The 18,777-nt window shown below is 66.0% G+C and carries 16 protein-coding genes and 1 pseudogene; 8 read left to right on the forward strand and 9 right to left on the reverse strand.

What is annotated here, in order from left to right:
- Nucleotides 1-168 precede the first annotated feature (168 nt).
- The 5 genes from AC1RJ9_RS27365 to AC1RJ9_RS27385 all read right to left on the reverse strand — a co-directional run bounded on the left by AC1RJ9_RS27365 (nucleotide 169) and on the right by AC1RJ9_RS27385 (nucleotide 5,818).
- Complete coding sequence (locus AC1RJ9_RS27365) at nucleotides 169-576, reverse strand: hypothetical protein (RefSeq protein ID WP_492841810.1); 408 nt, start codon at nucleotides 574-576, stop codon at nucleotides 169-171.
- 160 nt (nucleotides 577-736) lie between these two features.
- The gene (locus tag AC1RJ9_RS27370) at nucleotides 737-2,122 is read right to left on the reverse strand and encodes an efflux transporter outer membrane subunit (protein ID WP_492841808.1); all 1,386 of its coding nucleotides are present in this window, start codon (nucleotides 2,120-2,122) and stop codon (nucleotides 737-739) included.
- A gap of 2 nt (nucleotides 2,123-2,124) precedes the next feature.
- Entirely contained in the window at nucleotides 2,125-4,062 is a 1,938-nt protein-coding gene (locus AC1RJ9_RS27375) for a MacB family efflux pump subunit (RefSeq protein ID WP_492841807.1), read from the reverse strand.
- Nucleotides 4,062-5,252, reverse strand: a complete 1,191-nt coding sequence (locus tag AC1RJ9_RS27380) for an efflux RND transporter periplasmic adaptor subunit (RefSeq protein WP_492841805.1) — start codon at nucleotides 5,250-5,252, stop codon at nucleotides 4,062-4,064. The genes AC1RJ9_RS27375 and AC1RJ9_RS27380 overlap by 1 nt, the downstream gene beginning before the upstream one ends.
- A gap of 14 nt (nucleotides 5,253-5,266) precedes the next feature.
- A complete protein-coding gene (locus AC1RJ9_RS27385; RefSeq protein ID WP_492841803.1) occupies nucleotides 5,267-5,818 on the reverse strand; it encodes a hypothetical protein in 552 nt (183 codons plus the stop codon).
- Between the two features lie 428 nt (nucleotides 5,819-6,246).
- Between AC1RJ9_RS27385 and AC1RJ9_RS27390 the strand changes: the two genes are divergently transcribed.
- Together AC1RJ9_RS27390 and AC1RJ9_RS27395 are read left to right on the forward strand one after the other, a co-directional pair.
- Nucleotides 6,247-7,290 (forward strand): LysR family transcriptional regulator, encoded by a 1,044-nt coding sequence (locus AC1RJ9_RS27390; protein WP_492841801.1) that lies wholly within the window; start codon nucleotides 6,247-6,249, stop codon nucleotides 7,288-7,290.
- Nucleotides 7,291-7,667: 377 nt separating this feature from the next.
- Nucleotides 7,668-8,489, forward strand: coding sequence for a flagellin (locus AC1RJ9_RS27395; RefSeq protein WP_492841799.1), 822 nt, complete (start codon nucleotides 7,668-7,670; stop codon nucleotides 8,487-8,489).
- Nucleotides 8,490-8,681: 192 nt separating this feature from the next.
- Here the strand turns inward: AC1RJ9_RS27395 and AC1RJ9_RS27400 are convergent, their stop codons facing one another.
- The 3 genes and pseudogenes from AC1RJ9_RS27400 to AC1RJ9_RS27410 all read right to left on the reverse strand — a co-directional run.
- Complete coding sequence (locus AC1RJ9_RS27400) at nucleotides 8,682-9,179, reverse strand: sigma-70 family RNA polymerase sigma factor (protein ID WP_492841797.1); 498 nt, start codon at nucleotides 9,177-9,179, stop codon at nucleotides 8,682-8,684.
- 104 nt (nucleotides 9,180-9,283) lie between these two features.
- A complete protein-coding gene (locus AC1RJ9_RS27405; protein ID WP_492841795.1) occupies nucleotides 9,284-9,877 on the reverse strand; it encodes a cytochrome b in 594 nt (197 codons plus the stop codon).
- Nucleotides 9,874-10,026: pseudogene (locus tag AC1RJ9_RS27410) on the reverse strand (efflux transporter outer membrane subunit); the annotation flags it as partial. The gene AC1RJ9_RS27405 and the pseudogene AC1RJ9_RS27410, both read right to left, overlap by 4 nt.
- A gap of 186 nt (nucleotides 10,027-10,212) precedes the next feature.
- Between AC1RJ9_RS27410 and AC1RJ9_RS27415 the strand changes: the two are divergent.
- Both AC1RJ9_RS27415 and AC1RJ9_RS27420 read left to right on the forward strand, forming a co-directional pair.
- Complete coding sequence (locus tag AC1RJ9_RS27415; protein WP_492841793.1) at nucleotides 10,213-10,710, forward strand: response regulator; 498 nt, start codon at nucleotides 10,213-10,215, stop codon at nucleotides 10,708-10,710.
- Nucleotides 10,707-11,342, forward strand: coding sequence for a thiamine pyrophosphate-dependent enzyme (locus AC1RJ9_RS27420; protein ID WP_492841791.1), 636 nt, complete (start codon nucleotides 10,707-10,709; stop codon nucleotides 11,340-11,342). Before AC1RJ9_RS27415 ends, AC1RJ9_RS27420 begins: the two co-directional genes overlap by 4 nt.
- A 155-nt stretch (nucleotides 11,343-11,497) precedes the next feature.
- On the opposite strand, the gene AC1RJ9_RS27425 is transcribed toward AC1RJ9_RS27420, so the two are convergent.
- Nucleotides 11,498-14,089 (reverse strand): glycosyl hydrolase 115 family protein, encoded by a 2,592-nt coding sequence (locus AC1RJ9_RS27425; protein ID WP_492841789.1) that lies wholly within the window; start codon nucleotides 14,087-14,089, stop codon nucleotides 11,498-11,500.
- A 564-nt stretch (nucleotides 14,090-14,653) separates the two neighbouring features.
- Here AC1RJ9_RS27425 and AC1RJ9_RS27430 point away from each other — a divergent pair.
- From AC1RJ9_RS27430 to AC1RJ9_RS27445, 4 genes are all read left to right on the forward strand, one after another.
- Nucleotides 14,654-15,718, forward strand: coding sequence for a sensor histidine kinase (locus AC1RJ9_RS27430; RefSeq protein ID WP_492841787.1), 1,065 nt, complete (start codon nucleotides 14,654-14,656; stop codon nucleotides 15,716-15,718).
- Nucleotides 15,715-16,386 (forward strand): response regulator transcription factor, encoded by a 672-nt coding sequence (locus AC1RJ9_RS27435; protein ID WP_492841785.1) that lies wholly within the window; start codon nucleotides 15,715-15,717, stop codon nucleotides 16,384-16,386. Before AC1RJ9_RS27430 ends, AC1RJ9_RS27435 begins: the two co-directional genes overlap by 4 nt.
- 103 nt (nucleotides 16,387-16,489) lie before the next feature.
- Nucleotides 16,490-17,329 (forward strand): DUF3313 family protein, encoded by an 840-nt coding sequence (locus tag AC1RJ9_RS27440; RefSeq protein WP_492841783.1) that lies wholly within the window; start codon nucleotides 16,490-16,492, stop codon nucleotides 17,327-17,329.
- A gap of 56 nt (nucleotides 17,330-17,385) precedes the next feature.
- Nucleotides 17,386-18,777 carry an efflux transporter outer membrane subunit gene (locus tag AC1RJ9_RS27445; protein ID WP_492841781.1) on the forward strand — a complete coding sequence of 464 codons (1,392 nt, stop codon included), beginning with the start codon at nucleotides 17,386-17,388 and terminating at the stop codon, nucleotides 18,775-18,777.

The following is an 18,777-nucleotide window of genomic DNA, read 5'->3' on the forward strand; positions in this document are numbered from 1 at the left end:
AACCTCCCGTCTCAGAAGGTTTGAATCAGCCCCGCCACTTTTTGGGAATCCCGTTTATGGGTCTGTGGCCTAGGGCGATCCAAGCGCGAACGCCCGGAACTGTCGTCCGCTAGGCGGGTTCACCGCCAAGCCGCTCATGGATGAGCATGCGCGACCAGCGCACCCCGATCAGGTTTTCAGGCTAAAGAGGTTTGCCTGCGTGTCGGGATCGGCGGTGGCTTCGCCAGCGCGTTCCTGAAGCCAACGGGTGTAGGTCGCGAGGGATGTCGTCGTTTCCTCACCTCGAGAAGCCTTCACCTCAAGGCCTCCTTCGCCGTACATGTCGCGCAGCTTCGCCACCGCATCCAAGGTCGTCGCCGCCTGTCGCGGCGACATGTCCGCCACATCGCTAAGCTGGGAACCTTTCCGTTCCGTTGGTCGCCGCCGCCGGTGGTCTTTATCGAGCGCTTGGTTCCCAGCTTCTTGGGCTTGGTCTCGCGGGCTCGGCGCTGACGCCCTTTCGACACGGGTAATCGCCGACTGGCGTAAAGCGTGCGCGGCCGCCAGCAGCGCGCTCAGCGGGGATGAAGAGGTCATCAAGCCACCTACAGATAACGCCGCCAATCGAAACGAAGCTGGTCACTCAGCGCTTTGTGAGCCCGCCGGTTAAGCCGAAGGTGTTGTTTGACCGCTCGATCCAGCCTTCGCTCAAGCGGGTGGGGCCGAAAGCCACTGTCCGCCATCACTGTCCTTGGCGTCATGGTTTGGCGGCCGGCTCGCCGCCCAAGGCCATATAGAGAACCATTTGGGCGTTGAGCTGATCAAAGCGGTTCTGAAGGACAGCGTTCTGGGCCACGCGCCGCCGCTCCTGGGCGTCCAATACCGTTCTTAAAGGAATAGCGCCGGCCTTGTACTGTTGGGCGTACAGGCTCTCGGCCTGACGGGCTGCGGACAGATCGCGAACGAGCTGCTCACCTTGCATCAGCGTCACGGCTCTGTTGGAAAGCGCGTTCTCGGTATCGCGCAACGCATCGTAGAAGGTTTGCCGGAACTGTTCGGCCGCGAGCTCATAGTCGACCTTCGCCACGCCGACGGACAACCGAGCGCGACGGGCGTCGAGAAACGGAAAGCTCACCCCTCCGGTCAAGCCCATGCTTGGCGCGCGAAGAACGTTGCTGAGCGCGCTGCTCACGCCGCCGGCTGAGCCGGTGAGCGTAAAGCGGGGATAGGTATCGGCCAGCGCCGCGTCCTGCGCGGCTAGCGCGCGGCGAAGCCTAGCCTGCGCCGCTGCCAAGTCCGGGCGCCGAGCCAGCAGGTCCGACGGGAGTCCCGCTGGGATCTCGGGCAGGTTGGCCGTCGGGAGCGCCTTCGGCTCCGGTCCATTATAGGCGTGTTCGCCTAGCAGCGCCGCGAGGGCGTTTCGCGCCTCCGCGCGAGCTTGATCGAGCCGAATGCGTTGGGCTTCTTGCGATGCAATGCTTTGCTCGGCGCCCTTCATCTCGACAGCCGAGGCCGCTCCGGCCTGATACCGGCGGGCGACGAGGTCGAAGGTGCGTTGGGCGTTCATCAGACTCTGGTCGCCGAGCGCCATGCGCTCGTTCGCCAACGCCAGCTGCCACCAGGCGCTCGCCGCCGAGCCGACCAAGGCCAGGCGCGTGGCCTCCAGATCCTGCTGGCTGGCTTGGGCCTCCCAACGCTCCATGTCGCGCTGAGCCGCCAAGCGGCCAAAGAGGTCCAGCTCCCAACTCGTCGTGATCGAGGCGCTCGAGGACAACGACGACTGTCGTCGGCCCGTCATGGGCTGGCTAAGGCCATGGGAGACATCCGCGACGATGGTCGGCTTCAAGCGCTGACTCGCCAGGTCCAGCGATAGGCGCGCGCGCTTGAGGCGAAGGCCGGCGGCGGCGAGACCGGGATTGCGCGTTGTCACCTGGTCAATGAGCCGGTCCATGCGCGGGTCACCGAGTGTTTTCCACCACATCGTCGGCCGTGGCGCGGGTTCGGATGGCGCGGCTGCCTGCCATGTCGGCGCGGTCACCGTCGCGGGAGGAGTATAGGCGGCATGGGGGGCGAGGGCGCACCCCGCCAGGAGGGCGGTGATCGGCAGTAGCGCCGCCGAATGGCGGAGACCGGGAATAGTCATTGCTAGACTCTGCTGAGTGCGTCGATCGGATCGAGGCGCGCGGCGTTGCGGGCGGGCAGGTAGCCGAAGGCTACGCCGATGAAGGTGGAGCAGGCGAAGGCCGCGATGATCGAGAGCGGTGAGAACTGCATGACCAGTCCAGATCCGGCCGCCGCCAGAACGCCGGCGATCCCGAGCGCCAGGGCGATGCCGATGACGCCGCCAAGAAGGCAGACTAGCACCGCCTCGATCAGAAATTGGTGCAAGATGTCCGCGCGCCGCGCGCCGACCGCCATGCGAAGTCCGATTTCGGCGGTGCGTTCGGTGACCGATACGAGCATGATGTTCATCACGCCGATACCGCCGACCACCAAGGATATTACAGCGATCGAGCTGATGAGCAGCGTCAGCGTCTTGGCTGTCTTTTCGACCATCTTTCGGATTTGATCGTTGTTGCTGATGAAGAAGTCCTTCTTGCCGTGGCGCATCGTCATCAACTGCGTGACAGCGCCTTGCGCCGCAGCGACCGGAGACTTGTCGGAAACGCGCACTGTCACGCTGCTTAGATGAGAAACGCCCAGCATCCGGGTCATCACCGTGGTGTACGGCGCATAGATCGTCAGGCTGGAGTCGCGCCCGCCGGACGGCTTTCGCTGGATGACGCCGACAACTCTGGCCGGGGTCTGCCCCAGCATGATCGTTTGGCCGATGGCGGGCTCGCCGTGGGCGAACAGAGCCTTGCGCGCGTTGTTGTCGAGCACGACGTCCTGTCGAATGCTAGCGACCGCTTCCGCGTCGAAGCCACGGCCTTCGGCGAACTTCGAGCCCTTGACCCGGAAGAAGTCGGCGCCGACGCCTGAGACCTCGGCGTTGGCCGTCACGCTTCGGTAGCGCGCTGCGACTGTCGTGAAGACGCCTGGCGTCACGCTGTCGACGTACGGCTGTTTCCTCAGCGCCTCGACGTCCGAGGGCGTCAATGTCTCGACCTTGCTTGCCTCGAGGTCGCCAAAGTCCTTGCCTGGGTAGAGATCGAGGGTGTTGGTTCCCAAGTCCGAGAGCTGCTTCATGATCTGGCTGCGCGATCCGTTGCCGATCGCCACCACGGACACCACGGAAGCGATGCCGATGATCACGCCGAGCATCGTCAGGAGCGTGCGCAGCTTGTGCGTCGCCATCGCCACGAGCGCCAGCTGGAAGCTCTCCGTCAACCGGTGGACGCCGGCCATTCTAGGCTCCGGCGCCGGACGAAGCGCGAGGCTCGGCGCATCCGAGCGTCGCGCGCGGTCGGCCACGATAACGCCATCGCTGATCTCTATGATGCGAGGCGCGTGCCGCGCCACCGACATGTCGTGGGTCACCAAGATGATCGTGTGACCTTCCGCATGCAGATCCCGCAGGATCTCCATCACTTTTTCGCCGCTGGCGCGGTCGAGCGCGCCGGTAGGTTCGTCGGCCAGGATGATTTCGCCGCCATTGATCAGCGCCCGAGCGATCGACACGCGTTGCTGCTGACCGCCCGAGAGCTGGCTCGGACGATGCGAGAGGCGATCCCCAAGGCCTAGGCGGACCAGCAGATCGCGCGCGCGCGCGCGCCGTGTCGCGCGCGCGTCGCCCGCATAGATCGCGGGGGTCTCGACATTGGCGACCGCGCTCATCGCGGCCAGAAGATGGTAGCGTTGGAAGATGAAGCCGAACCGCTCGCGACGAAGCGCCGCCAAATCGTCCGGGCCAAGTTTCGCCGTATCACGACCGGCGATCTGGTAGATTCCCGCCGTTGGCCGATCCAGGCAGCCCAGGATGTTCATCAAGGTCGACTTACCCGATCCTGACGCGCCGACAATTGCGACCATTTCGCCCGCGCGGATCTCAAGGTCGACGCCCCCGAGGGCCGCGAACACGCCATCCCCCGTGGGATAGTCGCGCCGCACGCCCACTAGGCGCAGAAGCGGCGGGGCGTCCATCAGAACCCGCCCATGAATGCCGCCGCGGGATCGACGCTGTCGCCCGCGATGGTCTCTCCAACCACCACCTTGTCACCCTCGGCCAGGCCATCGACCACCTCCACCGAGACCTTGTTGTTGAGGCCGGTGCGAATAGGACGTGTGGCGATCTCACCGCTGGGGAGTTCGACCCGCACGGGGTAGCGCCCATCCGCGAGGCGCTGGCCCAGCGCGGTGGCGGGAATTTTGAGCACGCCGCGCCTTGACGCCAGGACGATGGAGACTTGCGTGGTCATCATCGCGCGCAGCCGTCCATCGGGATTTGGCACCTCGAAAAGCGCGCTGTAATAGATAGCCGAAGCCGCTGGCGCCCCCTGGGCGGTCGCGCCGGCGCCCGTTCCCAGTTCGTTGACGATGGTATCGGGAACCGCCTGCACCTGCGTGAGACGGGCGTGGTAGGCTCGATCCGGGTCGCCAAGAATGGTGAAGCGAGCCGGCAGACCGGGCTTGACCTTGATGACATCGGCTTCGGAGACGTTGGCTTTCACCCGCATGGTGTCGAGGCTGGCCAGCACCACGATGGTCGGAATCGAAAGCGCCGCGTTAACAGTCTGGCCTTGTTTGGTGACGACAGCGACGACGACCCCGTCGATCGGCGCGACGATGCGCGTGTAGCCCAAATTGACTTCCGCGATAGCGACACTGACGCTGGCCTGGCGAACTTGAGCCTGGGCGGAAACCAACGCCGCGCGGGCGCCTTTCAGGTCCGCCTCGGCCGTCTCGTACTCAGCTTGCGATGTCGCGAGGCCCGGCCCCATGTCGTGCTGACGTCGGAAGGCAAGTTCGGCGCGGGTCAGCGCGGCCTGGCGAGATGCCTCCTGAGCCTTGGCGTTTGCCAATTCGGCGCGAGCGACGCTCAAGGCGTTGGTCTGAGGCTGGGGATCGATCCGGGCGATGGAATCACCCCTTCGAACGTGCTGGCCAAGTACGACATTGAGCGCCTGAACCTGGCCAGAAACCTGGGCGCCAACGCCAACAAGCTGGCTCGGCTCAAGCTTGCCGTTGGCGACGACGGCTTCCTCAAGGTCGCCTCGGGTGACGACGGTGGTGAGCAGATGCGGCGACTTGCGCGGCGCGAACACCATGGGAATCGACAGCGCGCCGGCGGCGAGGACGGCGAGGGCGGAGCCTATGATCAGGTGACGTTTCATGGCGATGGCGACCCTTAGAGGTTCGCTTCACATCCTTGCTTGAGGTGTACGCCTCGCAAGAATCCGCGGCGAGCCAGGCCCGCATCCACGACGTTGTTCAGGTAACGGTCGGCGGACGCCGCTCCTGTGATCTCACGCACCAGGCCGCGGAAAGGAACCAAGCTGTTGACCAGCATCTTCCCGCCCGCTTCGGCCAGCTTGCCGCCGCCTTCCTTGGGGGTATCGTCGGCGTCGAAATCGGGGCCCAGCGCTTCGTTCAGCGAGGCGATCTCGGCTTCGAGGGCCGCGCAACCGTCGAGGTCGTTCAAGCCGTAGGGGGCGTCATAAGCCTTTCGCAGGATCGCGGGAATCTCGCGCTTGGCCATGCCGACGTCACGTGCCGGTTGGGAGCCGATGTCCATGGCCTTTTTTCGCGCTTCGCCCAAGCGGGCAGGCTCTGGCTTTTCGGCCGTCCTGGAGGCGCTTTCAGCGGAGGGGGACTCCTTCTTGACCTGGGCTAGGGCGGGCGCTGACAGGATCGCTGTGGCGCCTATCACTGAGACAAAGATGGATTTCTTCGGGGGCATCGTGGTGGTCCGCTTTTGCAGGTCTAATCTCTATTGAGTGTTCTTTAAATATATCGTCGAATTCAATTCGAATTCTATAGATTTAATATCGACTATTTTCGCTAATAGCTGTTTTCCATATGATTAATTTCCGATTTAGATTGATATTTTGGTGAATTATCATCTTTTAAATAATAACGTCTACGAGTGTTATTTTACTTGCGTCTTGATTTGGCGCGAATACGTGAATCTATACTTTGATTAATTTATGTGATCGTGTCCCGCAGGGCGGCGTCCGGGCTGAGGCTGGGGCGTCGAAGCTCTTATCGGCCGATAGTGTTGCGCCGGGATGGGGGCGTGATGGAGCGTCTGTGTAGGCGGTCAACTTCCGCTTGGTGGGAAGGGCGAAGAGGCTAAGACCTGGGCCGTTCCCGACGCGGCGACCCAAAATGCTGGAAGAGTTTGACCTTAATCTTCTGACTATTCTGCATAGCCTTGTAGTCACGCGCAGCGTCACGCTGACAGCCCAACGCCTGGGTGTCAGCCAGCCGGCGGTCAGCCGTTCGCTAGGCCGGCTGCGCGAGCTTCTCAATGACCCGCTTTTGATCAAGACCAACAGCGGCATGGCGCTGACCCGTCGCGCCAAATCCCTTGAGGAACCCCTCTGCCGTTGGCTCGGCGAGACCGAGGCCCTCCTGCGCCGAGGCCCGGCCCAGGAGCCGCGCGACTTCGCCGGGGTTTATCGGATCGCCTCTTCGGATTATGGCGTTCTGACGGTGCTTGCTCCGGCCTTGGAGCGGATCAGTCGGGCTGCTCCGGGTCTATGCCTTGAAGTCGAGCCGCTCTTGCCGACGCATCTGAACGCCCTGGCTGTCGGCGATGCCGATCTTGTCCTAACGAGCCATGATCCCCGGCCGACGCGCGTCTTCGAGCGACTGCTTTTTGTAGAAAACCACCAATGCATCCTTCGCGCCGATCATCCGCTCATGGCGACAGGGCGCGCTTCGCTTCGCCCCGCGCGTCTGACGCTCGATGAGTTTCTGGCCTGGCCGCATGTGGTCAGCACAGCGCAAGGCGAAGATGACGATCCCGCCGAGCGCCGCCTCGCTATCCTGGGGCGGGAGCGGCGGATCATCATGCGTGTTCCCTATTCCTCGTTGGCGGCGCCTCTCATATTAGGTTCTGACGCGATCATGGTGGTCCCCGACCGCGTGGCCCGCCTGCTGACAGCCGGCCATCACGATCTGGTCGTGCTCGACGCGCCGTTTGACTTGGAGCCCTTCAGCTATTGGCTGCTTTGGCGCGGCCGTTCGCGTGAGGATCCGATAGTCCTATGGCTCGTGGATCAACTCGCCCAAGTAGCCGATCCCAAGCCTAGATTTGGCTCTGAGCGCCGTCGGGTCGACGGTTTCGCGGAGCCATCCGCGGCGGAAGTTCCGCCCCATGGCGCCTCCACCGAACCGCCACGTTCGCGCAACGACGCCGCGCGATAGTTCGGCGCCCCGTGGCGTTCTGGCCGCTCCCCGCATCCCCGTGGTCGCTTCGTCCCGGGCTATATGAAGAGGTGTCGAGCGGGTCTGGAACCCTCGCCGCGCCTCTTGCGAGGCCTTCCGTCCGGGCAGGTCTCATGGCCGCGGCGCGACAGCCACTCGCGCCGCGGTCACCCCCTGCTGGCATCATGAGTATGCGTGGGTCCATGTGCGGGGGCTGGTGATCGACGGAAAATAATCTCGATTATAACTGAAATGGATTTTGAATATCTAATTGAGTAAATTAACGAAATCCCGCTTTTGGCGGCGGAAATTGCCCGAAGGCAAAAAGCCGATCAACGATCTTTGTGTCGTTGATAGCACAAAGGGCAATGTGAATTATGGCTGTTAACAGCATCAACACGAACTCTGGCGCGATGATCGCGCTTCAGAACCTGAATAATACGGCTTCGGATCTGAGATCAGTTCAGCAACGGATCAGCACTGGCAAGAAGGTCGGCAGCGCCAAGGACAACGGCGCGATCTGGGCTATGTCCAAGACGCAATCGTCCACCGCCCAGTCGTTGAACTCGGTGAAGGACTCGCTGCAACGCGGCCAGTCGACGATCGACGTGGCCCTGGCCGCCGGCGACACCATCACCGACCTGCTCGGCAAGATGAAGGAAAAGGCCCTGGCCGCTTCCGACACCTCGCTGAACACCGCCTCGTTCAATGCGCTGAAGTCGGACTTCAACTCGCTGCGCGACCAGGTGCAGAAGGCCGCCGACAACGCCAAGTTCAACGGCGTCAGCCTGGCCGACGGCAAGGGCACCAAGATGACCTTCCTGGCCAATTCGGACGGCTCGGGCTTCACCGTCAAGGCCCAGACCCTGGGTCTGGCCGGCCTCGGCCTGTCGGCGGGTTCCAGCTTCGCCAGCGCCAGCGCGGCGAAGTCGATGATCGCCACCGTCGACAAGGCCATCGGCACCGCCACCAACAAGTTGGCTTCGCTGGGCACCAGCTCGACCGGCCTCGACACCCACCTGACCTTCGTCGGCAAGCTGCAAGACAGCCTGACGTCGGGGGTGGGCAATCTTGTGGACGCGGACCTCGCCAAGGAAAGCGCCAAGCTGCAGGCGCTGCAAACCAAGCAGCAGCTCGGGGTGCAGGCTTTGTCTATCGCTAACCAATCAACTCAGTCGCTGTTGAGCCTTTTCCGATAAGAGGCGCGAGCCGCCTCCGCTTGGGATGCGGGGGCGGCGCTTTTCAAGGTTGGCTTCTGGTCGCGCTGGTGACGACCTTCGTCAATTGCCTGAGCTATCGGTTAGCGACGCTCGGCGCCGCGGTGTCCGCCCACGTGCTGGAGGGCGCGCGGCGTGGGCGCGGGCTGATCCGGGCGCCCATACCGCCCTTGCTCACCCGCGGGATGCCGCGAGCAGGTGTTTGATCGCTCGGCTGATGTGCTTTTCGACCGCGCTTCTTGAGATTCCAAGCCGTCTGGCGGTTTCGGCATGGGTCAGGCCGTCAAGCTTGTGCAGCGTGAATACGCGCTTTGTCATAGGCGGCAGAGCGCCGAGGGTGAGGACCAGTCTTTCAAGTCGGAGGCGAGCGTCCACGGCGGCCTCGGCGTCCGCCGCGTCGGCGATGGCAGTGGAACCCAGACTCGTATGATTGACGTCTCGCCAAGCCGCGTCGCGCGCGGCGGACCGATACTTGGCGCGTAGACGATCCAAAGCCAGATTTGACGCTAGCCGATATAGATAGGCCGAGGGGTTTTCGATCGCCTCGCCGTTCACGCGCTGGACCTTGAGATAGAGGTCCTGAATGAGATCGTCGACGTCTCCGCCTCCGGCCGTCCTGGCGGAGAGGAAGCGACGCAAGTCCTCGCGCCGCACGAAGTAGGCGATGATCAACGGAGAGGTCGAGGACGAAGGCGAAGTAGTCACGGAACTTGGCCTCGATGGCTGAAAGCCGATGTTGGGCAAAGGTCTTCGATGACGAGGGGGCTAGGTCGGCGTCACAGCATTCGGCCGAGCACGTCGCTTTCGCCGCCGCGATCCACCAGGCGGTGCTTCAGCGCCCCGATCACGTGCAGGAGGGCCAGGGCGAGCAGCGCGTAGGCCAGAAGCCTGTGCAGCCATTGGAAAACGGCGAAGCCGAGATCGCTCTTGGGCAAGAGCTCCGGAAGCATCATGAACAGGAACGGCACGCCGTCGCTGTCGACATAGGAACTGGACATCGCGTAGCCCATCAGCGGCACGACGATAGCGAGGACCAGCAGCGCGCGGTGCGTGAAGCGCGACAGGATCGCTTCAAAACGCGACAAGCCGCGAGGCTCGGCGGGGTGAACCGAACGTCCGCGAACAAAGAGCGCGGCGATGGCGATGAGAAGGACAGTCACGCCCAACTGCTTGTGGATCGGATAGAGGGCGAACTTGATCGGCGCCGCTTCGGGAAGAGCGGTCATGTACCAGCCCAGAGCGATCAGCCCGACCAGCAGGAGCGCGCGAAGCCAATGGAAGGCGCGCATCGAGAAGGGGTAGCGGTCGGGGCCGCCGAGCTCGCTCGTGACGGGTCTCACTTGTGACGCTCCTTCGATATCGTTTTTCACGACGCCGGCTCCAGACCGCCACCGAGCGCGGCGTAGAGCGTGACCATGGCCGCTAGCTGGTCGCGCCGAAGCGAGAGCAGCGTCTGACGGACCGCATAGCTGGCGCGCTGCGCGTCGAGCAGTTCGAGGCGGCCCTCCAGGTCGGCGCGGTACCTGGCGGTCCATGAAGAGTGAGGCTTCCAAGGCGCGCCGCTCGAGGCGCCGCGAGCCTATGCCCGAGCGCGGTTGCCCGATCGTGGAGGGTGTGTTGCGACTTCGTGGGGGGGGGGCTGGCGCCGCCCGCGTAACGATGGTGAGTGCTCGATCAATCCGATCGGAGCCGCATTGGAGACCCAGTGAACGCCTTAGTTCTGATCGCTGAAGACGAGCGCGAGATCGTGGAGATCCTCGTCGGTTATCTGGAGCGCGAGGGGTTCAGGACCGTCACGGCGCGGGATGGTCAGACCGCGGTCGAGCTGCATCAGGCGCTTCGGCCCGACATCGTCCTGCTGGACGTGGGTCTGCCCAAGCTGGACGGCTGGGAGGTCCTGGCGCAACTGCGCAGGAGCGGCGCGACGCCCGTCATCATGCTGACGGCCTTGGACCAGGACCTGGACAAGCTGCAAGCCTTGCGGATCGGCGCGGACGACTATGTCGTCAAGCCCTTCAACCCGCTGGCCGGCCTCATCCCGGTGCGAGGACGCGCCTTGGACTATCGCGTCGTCGTCATCGCCGGTGTCGAGTATGTCGTGCACCGTCAGGCCTGCGCCGGCCTGGGTCTGGAGGAGCGCGCCCTCGAGACCGTCGGGGTTATGGCACCTTACGCGTTGCTGGGTCATCCGGGCTCACGGTGACTCGCATCGTCAGCGAACTGGCGGCCAAGGACGCGGTCTTCACCTGTGATGTCGGCACGCCCACGGTCTGGGCGGCGCGCTATCTGCGGCTGGACGGTCAGCGCCGGCTCCTGGGCTCATTCAACCACGGTTCAATGGCCAACGCCTTGCTGCAGGCGATCGGCGCGCAGTCGGCTTTCCCGGGACGCCAGGTCGTGTCGCTGTCGGGCGACGGCGGGTTCTCGATGATGATGGGCGACTTCATCAGCCTTTCGCAGCTCGGCTTGCCGGTGAAGGTCGTCGTGCTCAACAATGGCACGCTGGGCTTCGTCGAGATGGAGATGAAGGCCGGCGGCTTTCTCGACACCGCCGTCGATCTGAAAAACCCCAACTTCGCGGCCATGGCGCAGGCCATGGGCGTCAAGGGCGTACGGATAGAGCGCGCGCAAGATCTCGAGGCGGGGATCGCTGAGGCCTTCGCCCATGATGGGCCAGCCCTGGTCGACGTGGTCACCGCCCGCCAGGAGCTGGTCATGCCGCCCAAGATCACGCTGGACGAGGCCCATAAGTTCGGCGTCTTCGCCCTGAAGGCTGTTCTGGACGGCCGCGCCGCCGAGTTGATCGACCTGGCCAAGGTCAATCTCAAGCGCTGAACCATGACGCCGCGGTAAGACCTAGGGCCGTGAGCTGTCCTCGCGTCGGGAGCCGAACGTCGCGTTTTTGGACGCAAGCTAATGGCAGCTCCTGGCGCGACTGGCCCAACTGCACCGAGGTCATGATCGGTAGGACAGAATGTGAGCGGAAGCGTTTAGCGCAGGTCGACGATCAACTTCTCCAGCACCACGTTGTCGTCCAGGCGCCAGACCTTGATCCTGTGAGCGCCCGCCGCGAGGTCCGGGAAGAGGGCCTCGACGGTGTGGGCATGGTCCTTGACCGCAGCGACCCAGGCGATCTGTTCGGGGGTCGAGGCCGAGCCGGCCGTCGGAACCAGGCTGGACGTCAGGACCTGAACGGGGCCGTCGTCGAGGGAGACGCCGATCCGCAGGCCCTTGCCGCCGCTGGTGTCCAGGGTCGGGGCCAGGCGCAGGCGGACCTTGGCCGGACCCGCGCGCGGAACCGACACCGCATAGTCCAGCCGAACGCCGTCGCCGATCTCCGTCGCGGGCCGGCCTTGCGGCAGGGCGAGCACGGCGTCGCCTTGGCCCAGATCCGACAGCACCGTCCAGGTCAGGCCCTTCCCGCCCACGGCGCGGTCGAACTTGGCGGCCTCGATCGTGACGAGGTTCGGGTCGCTGGCGGCCGAGCCCGCGAAGACGACCTTGGTCGCCAGCTTTTCCGGCGGGGTGTCCGCCGACACGCGGGCGACGCTGGGCATGGTCTGCTGGGTCGGATCGTTCCAGATCACATAGCTCATGTGGACCTGGTTCATCATGCCGTCCCACTTGCCGCCGTTCATGGCGTGGTACTGAGCGGTCAGGTCGGCGTCGCGCTTGAAGGCGGCCTCGACCTTGTCGGCGAAGACGTTGGCGCGGGCGTCGTTGCGGGCCGACAGCCGCCGGTTCCAGGCCGTGGCGTAGTACATCTCGTAAAGGTTGGCGAAGGCCGTCACCGGATATTCGACCAGCTGGAAATAGGCGTCCTGCTGGTCGGGCCGCAGCCGCGCCTTGATGGCCGCCACCTTGGCCGACAGCGCCCGCCAGCGGTCGACGATGTCGCCAAATTCCCCGCCGTCCAGCGGGCCCGCGCCGTTGTCCGGGCCCAGCGGGAACGTGTCCTGGTCGATCAGCTCGGGCTTCCTGCGCGCGGCGAGGGTCGAATAGGTCTCCAGCGCCTCGCCGATCTCGGCGCCGAGCGCCGGACCAAAGGCCTCGCCAGCCCACTCACGCGGGAAGGCCGCCAGGGCCTTGGGCGTCATCGCCTCGGGGTTCCAGGCCATGCGCAGAAAGAAGCTGAGCGGATATTCCATCGGCTTGATGTCGCCGACATTGACGATCCACAGGTTCCGCGCCTGGCGCTGGTAGGCCAGGTCCATCTGCTGCCAGACCTTGGCGACCTGGTTGGTGTTGATCCACTTGTAGTTCCGCGGCCCGCCGACGTAGTCGAAGTGGTAGTAGACGCCATAGCCGCCGGCGCGGGGCAGCTTGTCCTTGCCGGCCACCGGCAGCCGCCGGATCTGGCCCCAGTTGTCGTCGGAAAACAGCAGGGTCACGTCGTCAGGGACCCGCATGCCGTGGTCGTAATAGTCCTGGACCTCCTTGTAGAGCGCCCAGACCTGCGGTGTCTGGTCGGCCGGCTTGCCGGTCACGTCGGCGATGATCTGGCGCTGGTCGGCGACGATCTTCTCCAGGAGCTGGGTCGCCGCGCCCTCGGCCATCGGCTCGTCGCCGTCGCCGCGCATGCCGACCGTCACCAGGCTCTCATAAGGCGTGCCGTCGCCCTTCGACATAATCCGCTCGATGCCGCCGCGCCAGAAGGTCCGCAGGTTGTCGCCGTTGGTCGCGTAGTCCCAGCGGCCGCCAGTCACGCCCTTGTCGGTGTTGCGATGCCATTCGCTCTGGGCCCGGGTCATCGGCTCGTGGTGCGAGCTGCCCATGACCACGCCCATTTCGTCCGCCAGCACCTTGTTGCGCGGGTCGTCGTCATTGAACGCCTTGGGCGCCCACATGGCCGGCCACAGGTAGTTGCCCTTCAGGCGCAGGGTCAGCTCGAAGACGTGGGCGTAGAGATCGGCGTTGATGCCGCCGAACGTCTTCTTGGCCCAGCCGCTGAAGGCCGGGTCCTCGTCGTTGATGAAGAAGCCGCGATACTTGACGCGCGGATGGTCCGCCCGGGCTCCAGCGGTCAGGAAGAGATCGCTCTTCTTCGCCACAGGTACGTCGGCCCACCACGTCCAGGGCGACACCCCGATGCGCTCGGAAAGATCATAGGCCCCAAAGACCGCGCCGCGCCGGTCGGCGCCGACGATGACCAGGGCGCGCGGCACATTGGCGACAGGGCGCTCGACGACGACCTGTCGGAAGCCTTCCCACTGGCCGGCCAGATCCTCGACCTTCAGCTTCCCGGTTTGGACAAGACTGTCGATGACCGGGCTGTCGCCGAGCACGCCGATGATCACCGTCGCGCCATGAGCCTTGGAAAGATCCGAGAGCTTGGCCGCCTCGCCGCCGCTGACCCGTCCCAAATCGCCGCGCAGGCCCTCGGCGGCATGGCGCACCGCCGGATCGGCCGTCGCGTCGACATAGACCGAAGCAGGCGTCCCCTTGCGGATTAGCCCCAGGCTCGTCGCCTTGCCCGTCGCGCAGACGCTGACCGGCGTGTCGCAGGCAAACGCGGCGGGCGCGGTCACCAACGCCAAAGCCAAGCTGCTCGCCACGGTCGTTAGGAATGTGTGGGGGCTCACGCTTCCTCCAAGCCGATGCTCGTACTAACCGAGTCATCTGGCCAATATGATAGGAGGTCTGACCTTATCGGCGCGGTTAAAATGCACAAGGGTTCGTTGCACTGGTCACCAGGCGTGAGGTCGGGGTTCAATAGCGGCGCCGGTGAACGTCTACTTTCCGACGGTGAACCAACGGCGGCTTTTGCCGCTAGCGCGTGTTGGCAATTGGAAGACGACAAGCACGCCGTTAGCGCCGGAGATAGCCAGGAAGCATCGTTCAAGGCTGCGGCGTAGCTCTTCTTTCCGGCTGAAAGGCTCGTGAAAGCCTTGGGGCGACATCTCACGCCAGCGTTCCCGACAACGCCGTCCAAGGAAGACTCGCATGCGACCTTTTGACGATCACGACCTCTTGGCGCGAAGCTGCCTCGCGCGGCGGTGGGCGGCTGAATGATCGTCCTGGCGCTGGTTCTTGTGGCGCTGGCCTTCGGCCTGCTGTTGGCCGGGCGGATCGGTCGCCGGTAGGCGAGGCCGTAAAGTCTTCCGTGGCGTTTCCCCGCCGTTCCGCGCCGCAAGGAGATTATTCCTATGCTCGACCGCCCACCGACCAAGCACAGCCCGACCCGGGAAAGCGGCCGTTCCCTGATCTGGGTGCTGTTTCAATCGGTGGTGCTGGTCACGGTCGTGGTCTTCATGGTCGTGCAGCTGTTCGACCCGAGCAAGGCCGCCATGGCCGATGCCAAGCGCGTGGACCTTGCTCACCTGGCGACCGAGATCAGCGACAACCTGCCCTGGATTCTTACCCTGATGGCGATGATGATGGCGGGCGTCTTCGCGGCGCTCCATCTGGGCCTGAGGCCGCTGAGGCGGATTTCCGAGCGCGCCGGCGAGATCGGGCCGGCCACCGTCAGCCAGCGGCTGCCGCTGGAGGCGACACCGCGCGAGATCGCGCCGCTGGTCATGGCCTTCAACGCCGCGCTTGATCGCCTTGAGGCGGGCCTGCGGGCCCAGCGTGACTTCTCCGCCAACGCCGCGCATGAACTGCGGACGCCCCTGGCGACGCTGCGGGCGCAGGTCGAGAGTCTGCTGGAACCGAGCGAGCGCCGGGAAGCCATGGAGGAGTTCGACCGTCTGTCGCGCTTGATCGCCCAGTTGCTGACGCTGGCCGAGGCCGACGGCGACACGCCGGCCAGTGTCTCCTTTGATCTGGTCGAGACGGCGCGCGAGTTCACGCGGGACATGGCCGGCGCCATCGTGGCGAGCGGCCGCACGATCGCCTTCGACAGTGCTCCCGACCATTGGGAGTGCCGCGGCGCGCCGGGCCTGGTCGAGGTCGCCTTGCGCAATCTGCTCGACAACGCCGTGCGACATACGCCGCGGGGCAGCGAGATTCTCGTCACGATCGACGTCTTCGGCCGCCTGACGGTCAGCGACGACGGGCCCGGCGTGCCCTCCGATTTCCGCGATCGCCTGTTCCAGCGGTTCAGCAAGGCTGATCCGCGTGGGGCCGGCGCGGGTCTGGGCCTCTCGGTCGTCAGCCGGATCATGACGCTGCACGGCGGCGAGGCGCGGCTGGACCCGGGGGAGGCCGGGGCGCGCTTCGTCCTCGACTTCTCCCGGCGCGGTCCCGGCGGCCGGAACACCCGTCCATGAGGGTGCTCTTCATCGAGGACAACACCAAGCTGGGCGAGGCGACCCTGAAGTCTCTCGCCAAGATCGGTTTCGCGGTCGACCTCTTCGAGACGCCCGAGGACGGCTGGCACGCCTGGCGGGTCGCACCCTATGACGTCGTTATTCTGGACATCATGCTGGCCCGCGAGAGCGGCCTGGACCTGTTGGCCAGTGCGCGGGCCGCGGGGCTGTCGACGCCGGTCCTGCTGCTGACGGCGCTAGGCAGCGTCGGCGAGCGGGTGCGCGGTCTGGACGCCGGGGCCGACGACTATCTGGTCAAGCCGTTCGCGATCGAGGAACTGGTGGCGCGGCTGCGGGCCCTGAGGCGGCGGCCGTCGCCCCTGGCCGAGTCGGTCATCCGCTATGGCGACGTCGTCTACGACGCCGCCGCCCGCGAGCTGGCCGTGGGCGAGGGGCGCACGAGCCTGTCGCGGGGCGAGAGCATCGTCCTGGAGCGTTTCCTGCGATCGCCCGAGCGGGTGATCACCAAGGCGCAGCTGGGCGAGAGCCTGCATTCCCTGGAGCAGGACTACACGGAAAACTCCATCCAGGTTCACGTCCACAGGGTGCGCCGCAAACTGTCGGACCTGGGGGCGAACGTGTCGATCCGCGCCTTGCGGGGGCTCGGCTACATGGCCGTGATCATATAGCCAAGAGGGCGATGGCGATCGGTTAGCGCCATCGTCAGGCTCTGAAAGGTTGGCGGAAGTTTCGGTTTCCAGGGTGCGCGCGTCGTCACCTGGAGACCGATGAATGACCATCCTCCACCCGGCTCGCCGCCCCGCGGACCGCGCTATTGTCCTCACCGTCAGGATCGCCATGCTCGGCGCGGTCTCGGCGCTCGCCGCCTGTCAGTCGATGCCGACCGAGCGCTCCGGCTATCTTTCGAGCTACAGCGGGCTGGCCGAGGCCAAGCCCGGCAAGCGGCGCGATGAGGCCGCTTCGGAGGCGATCCGGCGGGTCTATATCGAGCCGACGGTCCTGCGGCTCAACGCCCGGACGCCGATTAAGCCGTCGGATCAGGCGATGGTGCGCCAGGAGGTCGATCGGCAGCTCTGCTATAAGCTTAGCCGTCGGTTCGAGATCGCTCCGCAGCCGGAAGAGGGCGCCGCGCGCGTACGCGCCGCCGTCGCCCACATCGCCCCCACCAACCCCGGCGGATCCGCCGCCACAGCCGCCGCCAGCTTCTTCATTCCGGTGCCGATCCTGAAGGTCAGGCCCCCGGGAATATCCGGCGGACTGGTCGCCGAGGCCGAGTTGGTCACGTCCGATGGTCGCCAGGCGGCGGCGATCGCCTGGTCGAAGTCGACCGAGGGGATCAGCAACATGGATCCCTCGTTGTCGCCGGTCGGCGACGCCCTGCAGCTGTCGGAGAAGTTCGCCGACGCCGCTGGCAAGGCCTTCGCCGCTAAGGCGAGCAAGAAACACGCGGTTCCCAAGCCCGACCCCTGCGCTCGCTTTGGGCCGCGCATCGGCGCACGCGCCGTGGGTGGGATGATCATGGGCTTCGGCACGGGGCTGTATACCCCGTCCGTGACCGGCGCCGGCCGGCCGCCCGAAGACGAGACGCCCGCCAAAGCCCCCAAGCCCTGAAGCGGCGAACGAGGGCGGCCGGCAGGCCGCCGCGCATCGCCCGGATTGATCCCGACATGAAAAGACTTGCTTGCGGCCTGGCGCTGACGCCCCTGGTCGCGCTGGGCGGCTGCGTCCTGCAGCCGGACTACCAGCGCCCGGTGATCAAGGTCACCGAGGCCTGGAGTAACGCGCCGCCGTCCCCAGCGACCCCGGCCGGAAATGGCTGGTGGACGCTGCTGAACGACCGGGCTGTCGATCGGCTGGTCGCCGCCGGCCTGGATGGCGCTCCCACCCTGGCCGAGGCCGCCGCTCGCCTGGATCAGGCGCGGGCGGCCCTGTCGATCCAGGACGCGGCGCGGGGACCCACGCTTTCCGCCAACGCCGGCGCACAGCGGGCGCGGGATCGCGCCGGGGGCGGCGAGGCGACGACCAGCCAGAGCACGGCGTCGGTCGGCGTCGGCCTGGCCTGGGAACTGGATCTGTGGAGCCGAGTGCGCGAGGGCGCCACCGCCGCCGGCTATCGCCTTACAGCCAGCGCCGCCGAAGCGGACGCCGCGCGGCTGTCGGTCGTCGGCGAGATCGTCGACGCCACGCTGGCGCTTCGAGCCTGCGACGCCAGGACGACTCTGCGCGACCTCGACATCGCCTCGCGGCAGGCCGAGCTGACGGTCACGCGCGCGCGCCTGGCGGCCGGCAGCGTCCCGCCGGTGACGCTGGCGACCGCGCTGGGCGACCTGGCCGCCGCGCGCACCGATCGCATCGCCCAGGACGAAGCCTGCCGCCGGCTGGTCAACGCGCTGGCGGCGCTGAGCGGGCTGGAGGGCTCCGAGGTCAGGAGCCTGCTGGCGACCGGCGAGCCCATCGCCGCGCCGCCGCCCTTCACCCCGGCGCTGCCCGCGACCGTGCTGCTCAGCCATCCCACGGTCGTCGCGGCCGAGCGCGAGGTCGCTGCGCGATGGTCGGAGATCGCCGTGGCGCGCGCCGAAAGGCTGCCGCGCGTCGATCTGGCCGCGACGCTGAGCGGTCAGTGGATCCGGGCGCTGGGCGCCGCCAGGTCCTATGGCGCGCGGTCGACGGGCCTGAGCCTGGCCGGTCCGCTGCTGGACGGCGGCGCCGGGGCGGCCAGGGTGCGCGGCGCGCAGGCCCGCTACCGGGAGGCGGCAGCGCATCTGGACCTCACGGTCAGGACGCTAGCGCGGGACGTCGAGGACGCGCTAACCGCCCAGCAGTCGGCGCTGGAGCGGATCGAAACCTCGCACGACGCCCTGGGGGCGGCCACCTTCGCGCTGGAGGCCAACGCGGCCCGCTGGCGCATCGGCGCCATCGCCCAGGTGGAGCTGGAAGCCTCTCGCCGCCAGTACAACCAGGCCCAGGACAGCGCCGCCGCCGCCGCCGCCGACCGGGCGCGCGCCTGGGTGGCGCTGGTCCGGACGACGGGCGCGCCGAATCCAAGAACGACCCCATGA

The organism is Caulobacter sp. GW822-FHT07D08 (assembly GCF_058798735.1).

What these genes read in the sequence shown, in the direction of transcription:
- AC1RJ9_RS27390 (WP_492841801.1), top strand. Translation starts at nt 6,247, where the DNA reads ATGCTGGAAGAGTTTGACCTTAATCTTCTGACTATTCTGCATAGCCTT.
- AC1RJ9_RS27365 (WP_492841810.1), bottom strand. Translation starts at nt 576, where the DNA reads ATGACCTCTTCATCCCCGCTGAGCGCGCTGCTGGCGGCCGCGCACGCT.
- AC1RJ9_RS27445 (WP_492841781.1), top strand. Translation starts at nt 17,386, where the DNA reads ATGAAAAGACTTGCTTGCGGCCTGGCGCTGACGCCCCTGGTCGCGCTG.
- AC1RJ9_RS27385 (WP_492841803.1), bottom strand. Translation starts at nt 5,818, where the DNA reads ATGCCCCCGAAGAAATCCATCTTTGTCTCAGTGATAGGCGCCACAGCG.
- AC1RJ9_RS27395 (WP_492841799.1), top strand. Translation starts at nt 7,668, where the DNA reads ATGGCTGTTAACAGCATCAACACGAACTCTGGCGCGATGATCGCGCTT.
- AC1RJ9_RS27370 (WP_492841808.1), bottom strand. Translation starts at nt 2,122, where the DNA reads ATGACTATTCCCGGTCTCCGCCATTCGGCGGCGCTACTGCCGATCACC.
- AC1RJ9_RS27430 (WP_492841787.1), top strand. Translation starts at nt 14,654, where the DNA reads ATGCTCGACCGCCCACCGACCAAGCACAGCCCGACCCGGGAAAGCGGC.
- AC1RJ9_RS27440 (WP_492841783.1), top strand. Translation starts at nt 16,490, where the DNA reads ATGACCATCCTCCACCCGGCTCGCCGCCCCGCGGACCGCGCTATTGTC.
- AC1RJ9_RS27380 (WP_492841805.1), bottom strand. Translation starts at nt 5,252, where the DNA reads ATGAAACGTCACCTGATCATAGGCTCCGCCCTCGCCGTCCTCGCCGCC.
- AC1RJ9_RS27435 (WP_492841785.1), top strand. Translation starts at nt 15,715, where the DNA reads ATGAGGGTGCTCTTCATCGAGGACAACACCAAGCTGGGCGAGGCGACC.
- AC1RJ9_RS27375 (WP_492841807.1), bottom strand. Translation starts at nt 4,062, where the DNA reads ATGGACGCCCCGCCGCTTCTGCGCCTAGTGGGCGTGCGGCGCGACTAT.